The following is a 15,155-nucleotide window of genomic DNA, read 5'->3' on the forward strand; positions in this document are numbered from 1 at the left end:
ATGGACCTTGTTACGTGAAAGCCCGTATTTTCGGCAATTATCTGTCCCATGTCGATACGATATCGTTATAATCTGGCCGGGGCCGTTCTTCCAGCGCGCGTGAGGGCGTGCCGATGAAGACGAATCCGGCCAGCCGTTCGTCCGCGCTGCCAAAGGCGTCGCGCACATCGTCATTGAAGCTCGGCCAGCCGGTCAGCCAGCCGCCGGCAAAGCCCAGCGCATGGGTGGCGTGCAGCAGGTTCATGATCGCGGCGCCGGCCGACAATTCCTGCTCCCAGACCGGGATCTTGCTGCCCGCCACAGGCTTGGACAGTGCCACCACCAATGTCGGCGCCTGATGCGCGAACTGGTGCATCGCCTCGATCTCCAGCCGCCCGGCCTCCGGCTTCTCGGCGCGATAGGCGGCCTCCAGCAGCGCGGCCAGCTTTTCCCTTTTGTCCTGCGGCACGATCACGAAGCGCCAGGGCGCCAGCTTGCCATGATCGGGCGTGCGGAGCGCGACTTCGAGGATCTGGCGCAGCTGCGCATCGTCCGGGCCGGGCGCGATCAGGTCGCGCGGCTTGCCGGAACGGCGGGTCTGCAGCAGGGCGAGGGGGCTGGAAAGGTCGTTGAACATCGGTTGCCAAATGGGACGCTTTGCCGCCGGACGCAAGGGCGAAGGGCGCACTTCCTATCGCTTCAACCCCGCTTTGACTCTGCCCACCTTTCCCCTCTAGGGTCCGCGCCATAACGCCGCCGCTCTTGCCGGCCGGCACAAAAAGACAATTTCAAGGGGGTCCGATGGCGACCGCAATCACCGTACCGGCGGAGGCAGGCAAGACCTGGCTCGGCCATCCGCGCGGCCTGTTCCTGCTGTTCTTCGCGGAAATGTGGGAACGTTTTTCCTATTATGGCATGCGTGCCATCCTGATTTTCTACCTCACCAAACATTTCCTGTTCGGGGAGGACAAGGCCTATATCCTCTACGGCGCCTATACCTCGCTGGTCTATATCACCCCGGTGATAGGCGGCTATCTGGCCGACCGGTTCCTTGGCCCGCGCAAGGCGGTGCTGGTGGGCGGCGTGTTCATCGCCATCGGCCATTTCCTGATCGCCATCACCGAAGGGCCGGGGGGGCAGGATGGCTTCTATCTCAACGGCTTCTATCTGGCGCTGGCCAGCATCATCGTCGGCACCGGCTTCCTGAAGGCCAATATCTCGGTGCTGGTGGGCGAACTTTATGCCCGTGACGATCATCGCCGCGACCCGGCCTTCTCCATCTTCTACATGGGCATCAACCTGGGCGGTGCCAGCGGACCGATCGTCTGCGGCCTGCTGGGCGAACTGTGGGGCTGGAGCTGGGGCTTCGGCGCGGCCGGCGTCGGCATGCTGCTCGGCCTCGTCATGTTCGTCTGGCTGCGGCCCTGGCTGCTGGGCAAGGGCGAGCCGCCCGCGCCGGAAAAGCTGCGCGCGCCGGCGATCGGCACGATCTCGCAGGAATGGACCATCTATGCCAGCGCCGCGCTGGGCGTGGCGGCGATCTGGATGGTCATCCGCTATGCCGAACTGCTGGGCTATACGCTGCTGATCTTCTCCGCCCTGACGGTCGCCTACATCCTTTGGCGCTCGGTCACGGTGCTGACCAAGGTGGAGCGCGACCGGATGTTCGCCGCGCTCTTCCTGATCGCGCTCAATCCGCTCTTCTGGGGCCTGTTCGAACAGACCGGTTCCTCGCTCAACATCTTCACCGACCGCAATGTCGATCGCGTCATCCTGGGCTGGGATGTGCCGGCCTCGTTGTTCCAGTCGGTCAATTCCATCTACATCATCCTGCTCGCGCCGCTGTTCGCGGTGCTGTGGACCTTCCTCGACAAGCGCCGGCTGGAACCATCCTCGCCCGCCAAGTTCGGCATCGGCCTCATCCTGTGCGGCGCCGGCTTCCTGGTGCTGGTCGCGGGTGCGGCGATGGCCGGCCAGTCGTTGACGCCGGTGATCTTCGTCTTCCTCATCTATCTGCTCCACACCATGGCGGAACTCTGCTTCTCGCCGGTCGGCCTGTCGGCGATGACGCGCCTGTCGGTGTCGAACATGGTCGGGCTGGTGATGGGCACCTGGTTCCTGGCGATGGCCGCGGGCAATTTCATCGCCGGCCTGATCGCGCGCGCCACCGGCAGCGGCGAGGCGGGCGACGTGACCCAGGTGCTGGACGTCTACAGCCGCATCGGCTGGTTTTCCGTGGTGGTCGGTGGCCTGGTGCTGCTGGTCTCGCCCTATGTGAAACGCATGATGCATCTCGATCTCATTGCCGCTGAAAAGGGGAAACAGGCATGAACGCACGCAGCAAGCTGCTGCTGGGGCTGGCGCTGGTCGCGACCGGCATGACCGCGCCGGCGGTCGCCAGGAAGGAAAAGGATCAGCCCGCACCGGCGTCGCAGGGCAGTTCGGCCGAGCCGGACAATCCTTACCCTTCCACCTACAAGCCCTATCCGGGCGTCGCGACCGCGATCCGCGGCGCGACCATCTTCGATGGTGAGGGCGGACGGATCGACAAGGGCGTCGTCTTCCTGTCGGGTGGCAAGATCACCTCGATCGGCGGCCCCGACACGCCGATCCCGGCCGACATCGCGGTGTTCGACGGCACCGGCAAATATGTGACGCCTGGCGTCATCGACATTCACAGCCATCTGGGCGTCTATCCCTCGCCTGCCGTGGATGCGCATTCGGACGGCAATGAAATGACCTCTCCGGTCACGCCCCATGTCTGGGCCGAACATTCGGTCTGGCCGCAGGATCCCGGTTTTGGTCGCGCACTCGCCAATGGCGGCGTCACCACGCTTCAGATCCTGCCCGGTTCGGGCAATCTGTTCGGCGGCCGCAGCGTGATCCTGAAGAATGTCCAGGCCCGCACCATGCAGGGGATGAAGTTCCCCGGCGCGCCCTATGGCCTGAAGATGGCCTGCGGCGAAAATCCCAAGCGCGTCTATGGCGCCAAGGGCCGCGAACCCAGCACCCGCATGGGCAATATGGCGGTCGATCGCCAGACCTGGATCAAGGCGCGCGAATATCAGAAGAAGCGCGCCGCCGGTAAGGACCAGACCCGTGACCTGGGCATGGAGACGCTGGCCGACGCGCTGGAAGGCAAGATCCTGGTCCAGAATCATTGCTACCGCGCTGACGAGATGGCCAATGTGATCGATATGTCGAAGGAGTTCGGCTACAAGGTCACCGCCTTCCATCACGCGGTCGAGGCCTACAAGATCGCCGACCTGCTGCGCGAGAACGGTATCTGCGCCGCCATGTGGGGCGACTGGTATGGCTTCAAGATGGAAGCCTATGACGGGATCAAGGAAAATGTCCCGCTCGTCCACCAGGCCGGCGCCTGCGCCATCGTCCATTCCGATGACGAGAATGGCATCCAGCGCCTGAACCAGGAAGCGGCCAAGGCATTGGGCGCGGGCCGCCGGATGGGCATCAATATCCCTGACGAGATCGCCTGGACCTGGCTTGCCATCAACCCGGCCAAGGCGATGGGCATCGCCGACCAGACCGGCAGCCTGAAGGTCGGCAAGATGGCCGACGTCGTGCTGTGGAACGGCAATCCGTTCAGCACCTATACCCGGCCGGAAAAGGTCTGGGTCGACGGCGCCTTGCTCTATGACGCCAATGATCCCAAGCGGCGCCCGGTAACCGACTTCGAACTCGGCCAGATCGGCGCGGGAGACGTGAAATGACGATGAAGACCGCAATCCGCGCCGCCGCCGCGCTGCTCGCTATTGCCGCCTCGCCCATGGCGCTGGCCCAGACCATCGCGATTACCGGCGCCACCCTGGCGATCGGGGACGGGTCGGAACCGATCCAGAATGGCACCGTGGTCATTTCCGCCGGCAAGGTGGTGGCCGCCGGGGCCGGCGTCGCCGTGCCGGCCGGCGCCAAGACCATCGACGCCAGCGGCAAATGGGTGACGCCCGGCATCGTCTCGGGCTTCTCGCGCGTCGGCCTGGCCGAAGTGCCCGGCGTCAAGGAAACCAACGACATCAACGCCCGTACGCCCTTTTCGGCCGCGATCGATGTTGCACCGGCAATCAACCCGCTGGCCAATCCGATCGCGATCAGCCGCACCGCCGGCGTGACCCGCGCGGTGGTGGTGCCCGCGACCGGCAACGGCATCTTTGCCGGGCAGGGCGCGGTGGTCGATCTGGGTGCCGACATGGACCCGATCACCAAGGCGCGCGCCTTCCAATATGTCGAGATGGGCGAAGAGGGGGCGGAGGATGCCGGCGGCAGCCGACCGGCCGCTTACCTCACCTTCAAGATGATGCTGCGCGAGGCGCAGGATTATGCCAGGGCCCCGGCCAGCTATGATGGCCGGTCGAAGGACGCTTTGCTCAACCGCGTCGATGCCGAGGCGCTGGTCCCGGTCGTCACCGGCGCCATGCCGCTGATGATCCATGTCGAAAGCGCGCGCGACATTCTCGGCGTGCTGGCGCTTCGGAAGGACTTCCCGGCGCTGAAACTGATCCTCGCCGGCGCGACCGAGGGCTGGATGGTCGCCAGCCAGATCGCCGCCGCCAAGGTGCCGGTGATCGCCGGCGGGCTCGACGACCTGCCTTCCAGCTTCGAGAAGCTGGCCGCGACCCAGAGCAATGTCGGCCGCATGGTGAAGGCCGGCGTGCCCGTCGCCATGGGCCTGATGGACCGGGACGAAGCGCTGCAACTGCGCCTCGCCACCCAGCAGGCAGGCAATATGGTCGCCCTCAACAAGGTGCCGGGCGCCACCGGCCTCAGCTGGGGCCAGGCGCTGCGCAGCATCACCTCCGCCCCGGCCGAGGCGATGGGGCTGGGCGACCGAATCGGCTCGCTGAAAGCCGGCAAGGCGGGCGACGTGGTGATCTGGGACGGCGATCCGCTGGAAATGGAATCGGCGCCGGTCGCGGTGTGGATCGACGGCATCCAGCAGCCGATCGACAATCGCCAGACCAAGCTGCGCGACCGTTACGCCACCCCGGCCGAGGGCAGCCTGCCCAAGGCCTATGAATGGTAAGATGGGGAAGGGGGCCACGGCCCCCTTTTTCATGCCGCGCACATCTGCCGGCAAAATGTGGGGGCCATGGCACCAAAGGCAACCCTGCCTCGTTGGGGCAGGACGCAACCGCGATAGGAGAGGCCCCATGCCCGATGAACTGAACGAAGCCCTCGAGCGGTTCCAGATGTTTGCCGCCCGCTTCAAACTGGATGATCTGATCGATGCCGAAAGCGGCTTTACCGGCAACGACGCCGCTCTGCTGGCCGGCGAAGTCGAAATGGCCATCCAGACCAGAGGCATGCAGGACAGCCCCGAGCCGGATATAGACGGCAGCCTGTTCTAGGCAGCGCGAAAGGCCAGGACAGTCTGGAAACGGGCATTGCCCATCATTGCGAGCGTAGCAAAGCAATGACGATGTCGGGCTTTGGCGGCTAATAACCAACAGCAGCAGATGATCTCGAAACGACCATAAGCTGCCATCGTCACCCCGGCCTTGAGCCGGGGTCCCGCTTCTTTATCCGTTGCATAGAAAGGCGGGATGCCGGGTCAATTCCGGCAGACGTATGTGGGTAGGGCGGCCTGCGACCATTTTGTGCTGTCCACACTCGGGAATTGTTCCTGATTGCGGACGTTCGATGTGAATGGCATTGATGAGCTATGAGCAAAAATGATCGTCTCTGGGATCGATATTGGGGTATCCGCGACAATCACAAAACTGGCTATGCTATGCCTATAATCTGGCACCTTTCCTTTCAGCGCGATCCATTAGCGATGACGGAACTTGGCAGCACATTCGACAAGCCCGGTAGCCTTGCCAATCCATTTGGCCAAGCTGGTCTTGCCTATCGAGCATTTCGCCGTGGCCACCTAACCGCCGCGCAGCATCTTGCTATGAACGCATTCAATGGACGTGATCTTCACGGATATCGGTATTGGCTGGCGCGTGCTGCTAAGCTGGGAGACGTTGATGCCGCTCGCGAGTTGAAGCGATTTGAACTTCGGTTGCCGCATACAAATGCGGCCCTCATAGGGCGCAAGCGTCCTTATCGCCCATCTGATTTCGCGTAAGCCGCCAGTCCGCTTCCCACCCCAAACCTGTCCTACAGCGCCACCTTTCGGCTATACCGTCGCCGGCTCTTTCCCATCGTCCGCGCGCGTCCTCGGCCTCGCACGATAATTTCCATCATCGGCACGAAAATGTCAGGATGTGCGGGAAATATGCGAAGTTAAGCGCGGCATTTCCTATTTTTGCCGGGCCGGGTTCAGCCGCTGGTGGCGCCCCACACGTCGCTCGCCTTCACGAAGCCCTTCTGGCCCTTTACGTCGAACGCGCACCAGCCGCTTGAGCAGGAACCGATCCGGCCGACCACGCCCTTTTCGGCGCGGAACAGGGTGCGGCTGGTTTCGCTCGCGCCCTCGTGCATCGGTGCTTGCGCCGCGGTGACGATCGCCGTGGCGGTATCGCTCAGCAGGCGGACATGCATCCAGCCCTGGGCACCGTCGGGATCTTCCACCTTGCGCCACAGGCCCAGCACCTGCACCACCTTCACCGGCAGGTCGCGGCGCTGATAGACCCAGTTGGACGGATAATCGAGGCTGGGGCCGACGCGCATCCGCGCCTCGTCATGCGACAGCGACGCCCAATAGGGCACCGGCTTGGCCGGGGCCGCCGCCGCGCCGCTCATATTGGTCAGTGCCGCGATCATGCCCGCGCCCAGCAGCAGGCGCTTCATGCCCGACCCTTTGCCCATATCACCCATGGTCTTTCCATACGCTTGTCCGGCCGGTCGCGACAAGCTTTCAATCGCAGGCGGCAGCATATCCGCTTGACCGGCGGGGCAGGCGGGAATAGCGGCCATGCTATGGCCAGGAAACCGCGCCCCGCAACGCCGCGCGTCATCGTGACGCGCCGCCTGCCGCCCAATGTGGAGGCGCGCATGGCCGAACTGTTCGACGCCAGCTTCAACACCGGCGACATCCCCATGAACCGCGCCGAACTCGCCGCCGCCATGGCGCAGTGCGACGTGCTGGTGCCCTGCATCAGCGACCAGATCGACGCCGACCTGATCGCCGGCGCGCCCGACCGGCTGCAACTGATCGCCAGCTTCGGCAGCGGCGTCGACCATATCGACCTCGCCGCCGCGCGGACCAGGGGCGTGATCGTCACCAACACGCCCGGCGTGCTGACCGAAGACACGGCCGACATGACCATGGCGCTGATCCTCTCCGTGCCCCGGCGCCTGGCGGAGGGAGAGAAGCTGGTGCGCTCGGGCCAGTGGCATGGCTGGAGCCCGTCGGGCATGCTGGGGCACCGCATCGGCGGCAAGAAGCTGGGCATCATCGGCATGGGGCGCATCGGTCGCGCCGTCGCCCGCCGCGCGAAGGCGTTCGGCCTCTCCATCGCCTACCATAACCGCCACCGCCTGCCTTTCGAGGTGGAGCAGGAACTGGAGGCCAGCTGGCATGACGATCTCGACGCGCTGCTGCGCGAATGCGACATCGTCTCGATCCATTGCCCGCTCAACGCCGATAGCCGCGGCCTGATCGATGCGCGGCGGATCGGCCTGATGCGGCCCGACGCCTACCTCATCAACACCTCCCGCGCCGAAATCACCGATGAGCCGGCACTGATCGCGGCGCTCGCCGAAGCGCGGATTGCCGGTGCCGGGCTTGACGTCTACACCCATGAGCCGGCGGTCGATCCGCGGCTGCTGGCGCTTGCCAATGTCACCCTGCTGCCCCATGTCGGTTCGGCGACGTTCGAGGGGCGCGACGCCACCGGTGCCCGCGTCATCGCCAATATCCGCACCTGGGCCGACGGCCATCGCCCGCCCAATCAGGTGCTCGAAGGCTGGGTCTGATCGCTGCGCGCGCGGAACAATGCGCGCCTTCCTCCGTTTGGAAACATCAGAGAAACGGAAGGAATCCCACCATGATTCGTCTTGCCATCATTGCCCTCGTGATCGCGGCCGTGCTCGCCGTCCTCGGCTTCGGCGGCGCCGCCGGCACCTTCGTCGGCATCGCCAAATTGCTGTTCGGCATCGCCATCGCCCTGTTCCTGATTTTCCTTGTCCTGGGCCTTCTGGCTGGCAAGGGCATCAAGGACGCGATAGACTGACACGCATGATCGAGATCGGCGCTGGAGTGGATGAAACCGGGCGGTTGCTGCGCGACGAGGCCGGCTTCCTGCTCCAGCGCGATCTTGGCGGCACCTGGCGACTTGTGTTGCTGCGCGTGCCAGTCGATCATGTCGAAAAGCGGGTCCGGGTGCGCGGATATTATGCCGGCGACGACATTGTCGAAGCGGATGGCGTAGCCGCCGCCTGAACCGGCACCTGGGGCCATCTTGCCAGAATCGTTGCGCCGCGCGATCAGTTGCGCCCATGCGCAAGATCATTTCCCTGATGCTCGCCGTTGCGGCGCCCGCTCTGGCTCACGCCCAGACTCCCCATGACCAACTGACCAAGGTGATCGACGATCATTGGGCATGGTATCTGTCGGTCCATCCGGTGGAAGCGACGGCGCGCGGCGTGCGCGACTACGACGATCAGATTTCCGACCTGTCGCTGGCCGCACGCGATGCCCAGATCAAGGCGGAGCAGGGCTTCGTCACCCGTCTGGATGCGGTGCCGGAGACAGGGCTGGACGCCGCCGACAAGGTCAATCGCGCGGCGCTGCTATGGATGCTGCGCGACGATATCGCCAGCGACAAGCATCAGGCCGAACGGCTGATGCTCTTCACCACCTATTATAGCTGGCATCAGGGCTTTTCCGGCATGGCCGACGGCCTGCCTTTCTACACCCGCGCCGATTATGAGAGCTATCTGAAGCGTCTCGCTCTTTACCCGAAGCACAATGGCGATGGCATGGCGATCACCCGCCAGGCGATCAAGGGCGGCTATGTGCTGCCCTGTTCGGTGCTGGGCGGCTTTGCCAAGGGGATCAGCGGCATCGTTGCTGGGCCGCCGGAAGGAACGCGCTTCTACGAACCCTTCACCCGCACCAAGCCGCGCGATATCAGCGACGCCGATTGGGCGGCGCTGCAAACGCGCGCGGTAGCGGTGATCCGCGATGTCATCACGCCCGAATATGGCAAATGGCACGACCTGTTCGTGGCCGACTATCTGCCCAAATGCCGCAAGAGCGACAGCGCCTCGACCCTGCCGGGTGGGGCGGCCTGGTATGCCAGCCGGGTGCGGACCCACACCACCACCGACCTGACCCCCGATCAAATCCACCAGATCGGGCTGGATGAGGTCGCGCGCATCGGCAAGCGGATGGACGCGATCGCGGCCAAGGCGGGCTATCCCAGCCGCGCTGCCTTCATCCAGCATCTGCGCACTGATCCGAGCTATTACGCCAATACGCCCGAGAAACTGCTGCGCGTCGCCGTACGCCAGGCCAAGACGATCGACGGGCTGCTGCCGCGTTATTTCGCCACGCTGCCGCGCCTGCCCTATGGCATCAAGCCGATCCCGGCGGCCGAGGCGGAAGGGACGACCACCGCCTATTATGGCCCCGGCGCGCCCGAAGCGGGGATTTCCGGCACCTATTGGGTCAACACCTCGAAGCTGGACCAGCGGCCCTTCTGGGAATTGCCGGCGCTGACCGCGCATGAGGCGGTGCCGGGCCATCACAATCAGATCGCGCTGCAGCAGGAATTGCCGCTGCCGCCGTTCCGCAAATATCTTGCCGGCTTCACCGCCTATGTCGAGGGCTGGGCGCTCTACACCGAATATCTGGGCGAGGAGATGGGCCTCTACGACACGCCCGAGAAGATGATGGGCCGCCTGTCCTACGAGATGTGGCGCGCCTGCCGGCTGGTGGTGGACACCGGCATCCATGCCAAGGGCTGGGACAAGGCAAAGGCCGTCGCCTTCATGAAGGCGAACAGCGCCCTGAGCGACGCCAATATCGATGCGGAGGTCAATCGCTACATCAGCTGGCCGGGGCAGGCGCTGGGCTACAAGCTGGGCGAGATCAAGATCCGCGAGCTGCGGGCGCGGGCGGAACAGCAGCTCGGGCCCAAGTTTGACCTGCGCCGTTTCCATGACGCGGTGCTGTCGCAGGGGGCGGTGCCGCTCACTGTGCTGGAAAGCCAGATCGACGGCTGGATCGCAGCGGAAAAGGCACGCTGAAAAGAGCGCCGATAAAGGCAAGATGTGGGGCGGGGCGGGCGTGATTTCCACGCCCCGCGCACAATAAAAGTGCGGCCCTTGTGCGCGTCGCTGCGAATGATTTTCAGTAAGCAAAAATGGCGGAAATAAAGGCGGTTTCGACCATTTTGTCCCTTTGACTTGGCGGTGGCAATCTGTATGCCACCGCTCATCGGGACACACTTGCTTCGACCATAGGTTGGGGCGCCTCCCTCCACCTTGCCGCGTCTTCGTGGCTTCTGGTGGGAACGCGACGCTTCCTTCCGCATGGCCGGGCCTATGCGAGGAGACGCATATCTTATGACCGCCACCGGACAGGATACTCTCGGCACGCGCGACACGCTCAATGTCGGCGGCAAGGACATCGCCTATTATTCGTTGGAAAAGGCGGCTGCGAAGCTTGGAGATGTTTCGCGCCTGCCTTTCTCGATGAAGGTGCTGCTCGAAAATCTGCTGCGCTTCGAGGACGGCGTGACTGTCACGACCGACGACATCAAGGCGATCGTCGACTGGCAGAATGACAAGGGCAAGGCGGAGCGCGAGATTCAGTATCGCCCGGCGCGCGTGCTGCTGCAGGACTTCACCGGCGTGCCCTGCGTCGTCGACCTGGCCGCCATGCGCGACGCGATGAACGCGCTGGGCGCCGACGCCAGCAAGATCAACCCGCAGGTGCCCGTCCACCTCGTCATCGACCATTCGGTCATGGTCGACGAGTTCGGCACGCCCCGCGCGTTCCAAGACAATATGGAGATCGAATATCAGCGCAATATGGAGCGCTACGACTTCTTGAAATGGGGCAGCAAGAGCCTCGCCAATTTCTACGCCGTGCCGCCGGGCACCGGCATCTGCCATCAGGTGAATCTGGAAAATATCGCCCAGGGCGTGTGGTCGAGCGAGGGCGCCGACGGCGCGACCATCGCCTATCCCGACACCTGCGTCGGTACCGACAGCCACACCACCATGGTCAATGGCCTGGGCGTGCTGGGCTGGGGCGTGGGCGGGATCGAGGCCGAGGCAGCGATGCTGGGCCAGCCGGTCTCCATGCTGATCCCCGAAGTGGTCGGCTTCAAGTTCACCGGCAATTTGAAGGAAGGCGTGACCGCCACCGACCTGGTGCTGACCTGCACCCAGATGTTGCGCGCGCGCGGCGTGGTCGGCCGCTTCGTCGAATATTTCGGCCCCGGCCTTGCCACCCTGTCGCTCGCCGACCGCGCGACGCTGGCCAATATGGCGCCCGAATATGGCGCGACCTGTGGCTTCTTCGGCATCGACGACAAGACGCTGGACTATATGCGCCTGACCGGCCGCAGCGACGAGAATATCGCGCTGGTCGAGGCCTATGCCAAGCAGCAGGGCTTCTGGATCGATCCGTCGGTCGAGCCGATCTTCACCGACACGCTGGAACTCGACCTGTCCACCGTGGTGCCCAGCCTGGCTGGTCCCAAGCGCCCGCAGGACCGCGTCGCGCTGCCCGAAGTTGATGACGTGTTCAACGCGGACATGGTGAATACCTACAAGAAGGCGCAGACCCGCGTTCCGGTCGAGGGCAAGGATTATGACATTGGCGACGGCGACGTCACCATTGCCGCGATCACGAGCTGCACCAACACGTCCAACCCCAATGTCCTGATCGCCGCCGGCCTGGTCGCAAAGAAGGCGAATGAGCTGGGCCTCAAGCCCAAGCCCTGGGTCAAGACCTCTCTGGCGCCCGGTAGCCAGGTCGTCACCGACTATCTGGAAAAGGCGGGCCTTCAGGCACATCTCGACGCGATCGGCTTTAACCTCGTCGGCTATGGCTGCACCACCTGCATCGGCAATTCGGGGCCGCTGGCCGAGCCGATCAGCAAGGCGATCAACGAAAATGGCCTGGTCGCCGCCGCCGTCATCTCGGGCAACCGCAACTTCGAAGGCCGCGTGTCGCCCGACGTGCGTGCCAACTTCCTCGCTTCGCCGCCGCTGGTCGTCGCCTATGCGCTCAAGGGCACGGTGATCGAGGATTTCATCACCACCCCGATCGGCACGAGCAAGGATGGTGAAGCGGTCTATCTCAAGGACATCTGGCCGACCAATGACGAGGTCGCGACCACTCTGGCGGGGGCGGTCGACCGGGAGATGTTCCGCGCCCGCTACGCCAATGTCTACAAGGGCGACGCCCATTGGCAGGCGATCGAGGTGACCGGGTCGGACACCTACAAGTGGCGCGCCGGATCGACCTATGTCGCCAACCCGCCCTATTTCGAGGGGCTGACCATGACCCCGGCGCCGGTCACCGACATCATCGGTGCCATGCCGCTGGCGATCTTCGGCGACTCGATCACCACCGACCATATTTCGCCGGCCGGTTCGATCAAGGCGACCTCGCCCGCGGGCAAGTGGCTGAGCGAGCATCAGGTCGCCCAGGCCGACTATAACAGCTATGGCTCGCGCCGTGGCCATCACGAAGTCATGATGCGCGGCACCTTCGCCAATATCCGCATCAAGAATCTGATGCTCGACGGCGTCGAAGGCGGGATGACCAGCTATCAGGGCGAAGTCATGCCGATCTATGACGCGGCGATGAAGCACAAGGCCGACGGCACGCCGCTGGTCGTGATCGGTGGCAAGGAATATGGCACCGGCTCGTCGCGCGACTGGGCGGCCAAGGGCACCAACCTGCTCGGCGTGCGCGCCGTCATCGTCGAAAGCTTCGAGCGCATCCATCGCTCGAACCTGGTCGGCATGGGCGTGCTGCCCCTGGTGTTCAAGGACGGCCAGACCCGCGACACGCTGGGCCTCAAGGGCGATGACAGCTTCACCATCACCGGCGTCGCCGACCTCAAGCCGCGCCAGGATGTCGAAGTGCAGGTCACCCGCGCCGACGGTTCGACCTTCAGCTTCACCGCGCTCTGCCGCATCGATACCGTCAACGAGCTGGAATATTTCCTCAACGGCGGCATCCTGCAATATGTGCTGCGCAAGCTGGCCGCTTGAGCGATTTCAAGTCAGATGGCACATCTGACGACTTGGAAATCGCGGCAAATAAAGAACAGGAGCATGTCCGACTTCGACGGACCATGCTCTTGATCGGTTGACGCGCTGAGCTAAGGAATGAGGGCTCTCTCCGTGAGGAGGGAGCCCTTTTCATTTGGGGGTGGATGGTGGCGCTGTTCGTGGAGATCATCGGCTGGGCCGGCGCGATATTGGTGCTGATCGCCTATGTCGGCGTCTCGACCGGGCGGCTGTCGGGTGGGTCGGCGACCTTCCAGTGGCTCAACGCCGTCGGCGCCGCCTTCTTCATCCTCAACACCTGGTGGCACGACGCCTTTCCCTCGATGGTGCTCAACATCATCTGGGCGGTCGTCGGCTTTTCCACCCTGTGGCGCATCTTCCGTCGGAGAATGTCCCCGTCATGACCCGTTTCATCGATCTCAGCCACGCCATCGAACATGGCATGACCACCTATAAGGGCGTCGCCGCGCCGCATATCTGCGATTACTGGACCCGCGAACAGTCGCGCGCCAACTATGCCGATGGCAGCGCCTTCCAGATGGGGCGGATCGACATGGTGTCAAACACCGGCACCTATCTCGACGCGCCCTTCCACCGCTTCGAGGAGGGCGATGATCTCTCCATGCTCGACCTCGACCGGCTGGCCAGCCTGCCGGCGATCGTGGTGCGCAGGCCGTTCGAGGCCGTGGGCCTGGCGACCGACGCCGCCGATCTGGATGGGATCGATGTCGCCGACCGCGCGGTGCTGGTCCACACCGGTTGGGACCGGCACTGGCGCACGCCCGCCTATTATGAGGATCACCCCTTCCTGACCGCAGCGGCGGCGCAGATGCTGGTGGCGCGCGGCGCCCGGCTGGTCGGCATCGACAGCCATAATATCGACGATACGCGGCCCGGCACCGGCCGCCCGGTCCATCGCGAGCTGTTGGGGGCGGGCGTGCTGATCTGCGAACATATGACCAATCTGGCCATGCTGCCGGATGCCGGCTTCGCCTTCACCGCGGTGCCGCCCAAGATCGTCGGCATGGGCACATTCCCGGTCCGAGCCTTCGCGCAAGTCAATTTGACATGATCTTTTAGCGTAGCCTTCAGGCATGACATCGCTGTTAGCCTTCGGCTTTCACTTGAACTGAGAGGCGTTAGCGCCGATACTATGACGATCGGCCGAGAAAGGCCGTCCAAGGAGATTTTACCCATGGCCAATTGGTCCGACCCCCGTTCCGATATCGCAGGCTTTGGCAATGCCAGCGCCGCGCGCAGCGAGGCGTTCGATGCCGGGCTGCGCAAATATATGCTGTCGGTCTATAATTATATGGCGAGCGGCGTGCTGCTGACCGGTGTCGTCGCGATGCTGTTCTCTGCCGGTGGCGAGACATCGCTGGCCGCGCAGGTCTTTGGTGGATCGCGACTGTTGGCCTATGGGCTGATGTTCGCGCCGCTGGCCTTTGTGCTGGTGCTGAGCTTTGGCATCAATCGACTTTCGACGGTGGCGACGCAGGCGCTGTTTTGGGCTTTTGCCGTGGTCATGGGGATGTCCATTTCTTGGATTTTCCTAGTCTATACCGATATGTCGATCGCACAGACCTTCTTCGCGACGTCGGCGGCTTTCGCCGGCCTCAGCCTGTACGGCTACACCACCAAGAAGGATCTGTCGGGCTTCGGCACCTTCCTGATCATGGGCCTTGTTGGGCTGTTCGTCGCATCGCTGATCAATGTGTTCCTCAAGTCCGATGGGCTGGGTTGGGCGATCAGCTTCGTCGGCGTGCTGCTGTTCGCGGGCCTCACCGCCTATGACACGCAGAAGATCAAGAGCATCTATGCCTATGTCGCCGGCACCGACATGATGGGCAAGTCGGCGGTGATGGGGGCGCTGAACCTCTATCTAGACTTCATCAACATGTTCATGTTCCTGCTGCGCTTCATGGGCGATCGCCGCTGATTTCCAGCGAACGGAACGAAGACAGGAAAAAGGCCCGGCGGACATCTCCGCCGGGCCTTTTGCTTTGTTG

At 63.9% G+C, this 15,155-nt stretch carries 15 protein-coding genes; 13 read left to right on the forward strand and 2 right to left on the reverse strand.

Going from position 1 to position 15,155, the window contains the following annotated elements; genetic code table 11:
- Positions 1–37 precede the first annotated feature (37 nt).
- On the reverse strand, positions 38–616 hold the full coding sequence (locus U0025_RS03655; RefSeq protein WP_004211329.1) for a nitroreductase family protein: 579 nt from the start codon (positions 614–616) through the stop codon (positions 38–40).
- A 164-nt stretch (positions 617–780) separates the two neighbouring features.
- Between U0025_RS03655 and U0025_RS03660 the strand changes: the two genes are divergently transcribed.
- From U0025_RS03660 to U0025_RS03680, 5 genes are all read left to right on the forward strand, one after another.
- Positions 781–2,310, forward strand: coding sequence for a peptide MFS transporter (locus U0025_RS03660; protein WP_004211330.1), 1,530 nt, complete (start codon positions 781–783; stop codon positions 2,308–2,310).
- Complete coding sequence (locus U0025_RS03665; RefSeq protein WP_004211332.1) at positions 2,307–3,710, forward strand: amidohydrolase; 1,404 nt, start codon at positions 2,307–2,309, stop codon at positions 3,708–3,710. Before U0025_RS03660 ends, U0025_RS03665 begins: the two co-directional genes overlap by 4 nt.
- Positions 3,707–5,020 carry an amidohydrolase family protein gene (locus U0025_RS03670; protein ID WP_004211333.1) on the forward strand — a complete coding sequence of 438 codons (1,314 nt, stop codon included), beginning with the start codon at positions 3,707–3,709 and terminating at the stop codon, positions 5,018–5,020. The genes U0025_RS03665 and U0025_RS03670 overlap by 4 nt, the downstream gene beginning before the upstream one ends.
- A gap of 127 nt (positions 5,021–5,147) precedes the next feature.
- A complete protein-coding gene (locus U0025_RS03675) occupies positions 5,148–5,345 on the forward strand; it encodes a hypothetical protein (RefSeq protein WP_004211334.1) in 198 nt (65 codons plus the stop codon).
- A gap of 314 nt (positions 5,346–5,659) precedes the next feature.
- A complete protein-coding gene (locus U0025_RS03680) occupies positions 5,660–6,070 on the forward strand; it encodes a hypothetical protein (protein WP_139278754.1) in 411 nt (136 codons plus the stop codon).
- A gap of 194 nt (positions 6,071–6,264) precedes the next feature.
- On the opposite strand, the gene U0025_RS03685 is transcribed toward U0025_RS03680, so the two are convergent.
- Positions 6,265–6,762 (reverse strand): SH3 domain-containing protein, encoded by a 498-nt coding sequence (locus tag U0025_RS03685; RefSeq protein WP_004211336.1) that lies wholly within the window; start codon positions 6,760–6,762, stop codon positions 6,265–6,267.
- Positions 6,763–6,864: 102 nt separating this feature from the next.
- Between U0025_RS03685 and U0025_RS03690 the strand changes: the two genes are divergently transcribed.
- The 8 genes from U0025_RS03690 to U0025_RS03725 all read left to right on the forward strand — a co-directional run bounded on the left by U0025_RS03690 (position 6,865) and on the right by U0025_RS03725 (position 15,085).
- Positions 6,865–7,863, forward strand: a complete 999-nt coding sequence (locus U0025_RS03690) for a 2-hydroxyacid dehydrogenase (protein WP_037491161.1) — start codon at positions 6,865–6,867, stop codon at positions 7,861–7,863.
- A gap of 71 nt (positions 7,864–7,934) precedes the next feature.
- On the forward strand, positions 7,935–8,120 hold the full coding sequence (locus U0025_RS03695; protein WP_004211340.1) for a DUF1328 domain-containing protein: 186 nt from the start codon (positions 7,935–7,937) through the stop codon (positions 8,118–8,120).
- Between the two features lie 5 nt (positions 8,121–8,125).
- Positions 8,126–8,329: a DUF5818 domain-containing protein gene (locus U0025_RS03700; RefSeq protein WP_004211342.1), complete on the forward strand. Its 204-nt coding sequence runs from the start codon at positions 8,126–8,128 to the stop codon at positions 8,327–8,329.
- Between the two features lie 56 nt (positions 8,330–8,385).
- Positions 8,386–10,140 (forward strand): DUF885 domain-containing protein, encoded by a 1,755-nt coding sequence (locus U0025_RS03705; protein WP_004211344.1) that lies wholly within the window; start codon positions 8,386–8,388, stop codon positions 10,138–10,140.
- Between the two features lie 318 nt (positions 10,141–10,458).
- On the forward strand, positions 10,459–13,128 hold the full coding sequence (acnA, locus tag U0025_RS03710) for an aconitate hydratase AcnA (RefSeq protein WP_004211346.1): 2,670 nt from the start codon (positions 10,459–10,461) through the stop codon (positions 13,126–13,128).
- Between the two features lie 164 nt (positions 13,129–13,292).
- A complete protein-coding gene (locus U0025_RS03715) occupies positions 13,293–13,550 on the forward strand; it encodes a CBU_0592 family membrane protein (protein WP_004211348.1) in 258 nt (85 codons plus the stop codon).
- Positions 13,547–14,218: a cyclase family protein gene (locus U0025_RS03720; RefSeq protein ID WP_004211350.1), complete on the forward strand. Its 672-nt coding sequence runs from the start codon at positions 13,547–13,549 to the stop codon at positions 14,216–14,218. Before U0025_RS03715 ends, U0025_RS03720 begins: the two co-directional genes overlap by 4 nt.
- A gap of 123 nt (positions 14,219–14,341) precedes the next feature.
- The gene (locus U0025_RS03725) at positions 14,342–15,085 is read left to right on the forward strand and encodes a Bax inhibitor-1/YccA family protein (RefSeq protein ID WP_004211351.1); all 744 of its coding nucleotides are present in this window, start codon (positions 14,342–14,344) and stop codon (positions 15,083–15,085) included.
- Positions 15,086–15,155: the final 70 nt, after the last annotated feature.

It is taken from the genome of Sphingobium yanoikuyae (genome assembly GCF_034424525.1).
GTDB lineage: Bacteria > Pseudomonadota > Alphaproteobacteria > Sphingomonadales > Sphingomonadaceae > Sphingobium > Sphingobium yanoikuyae.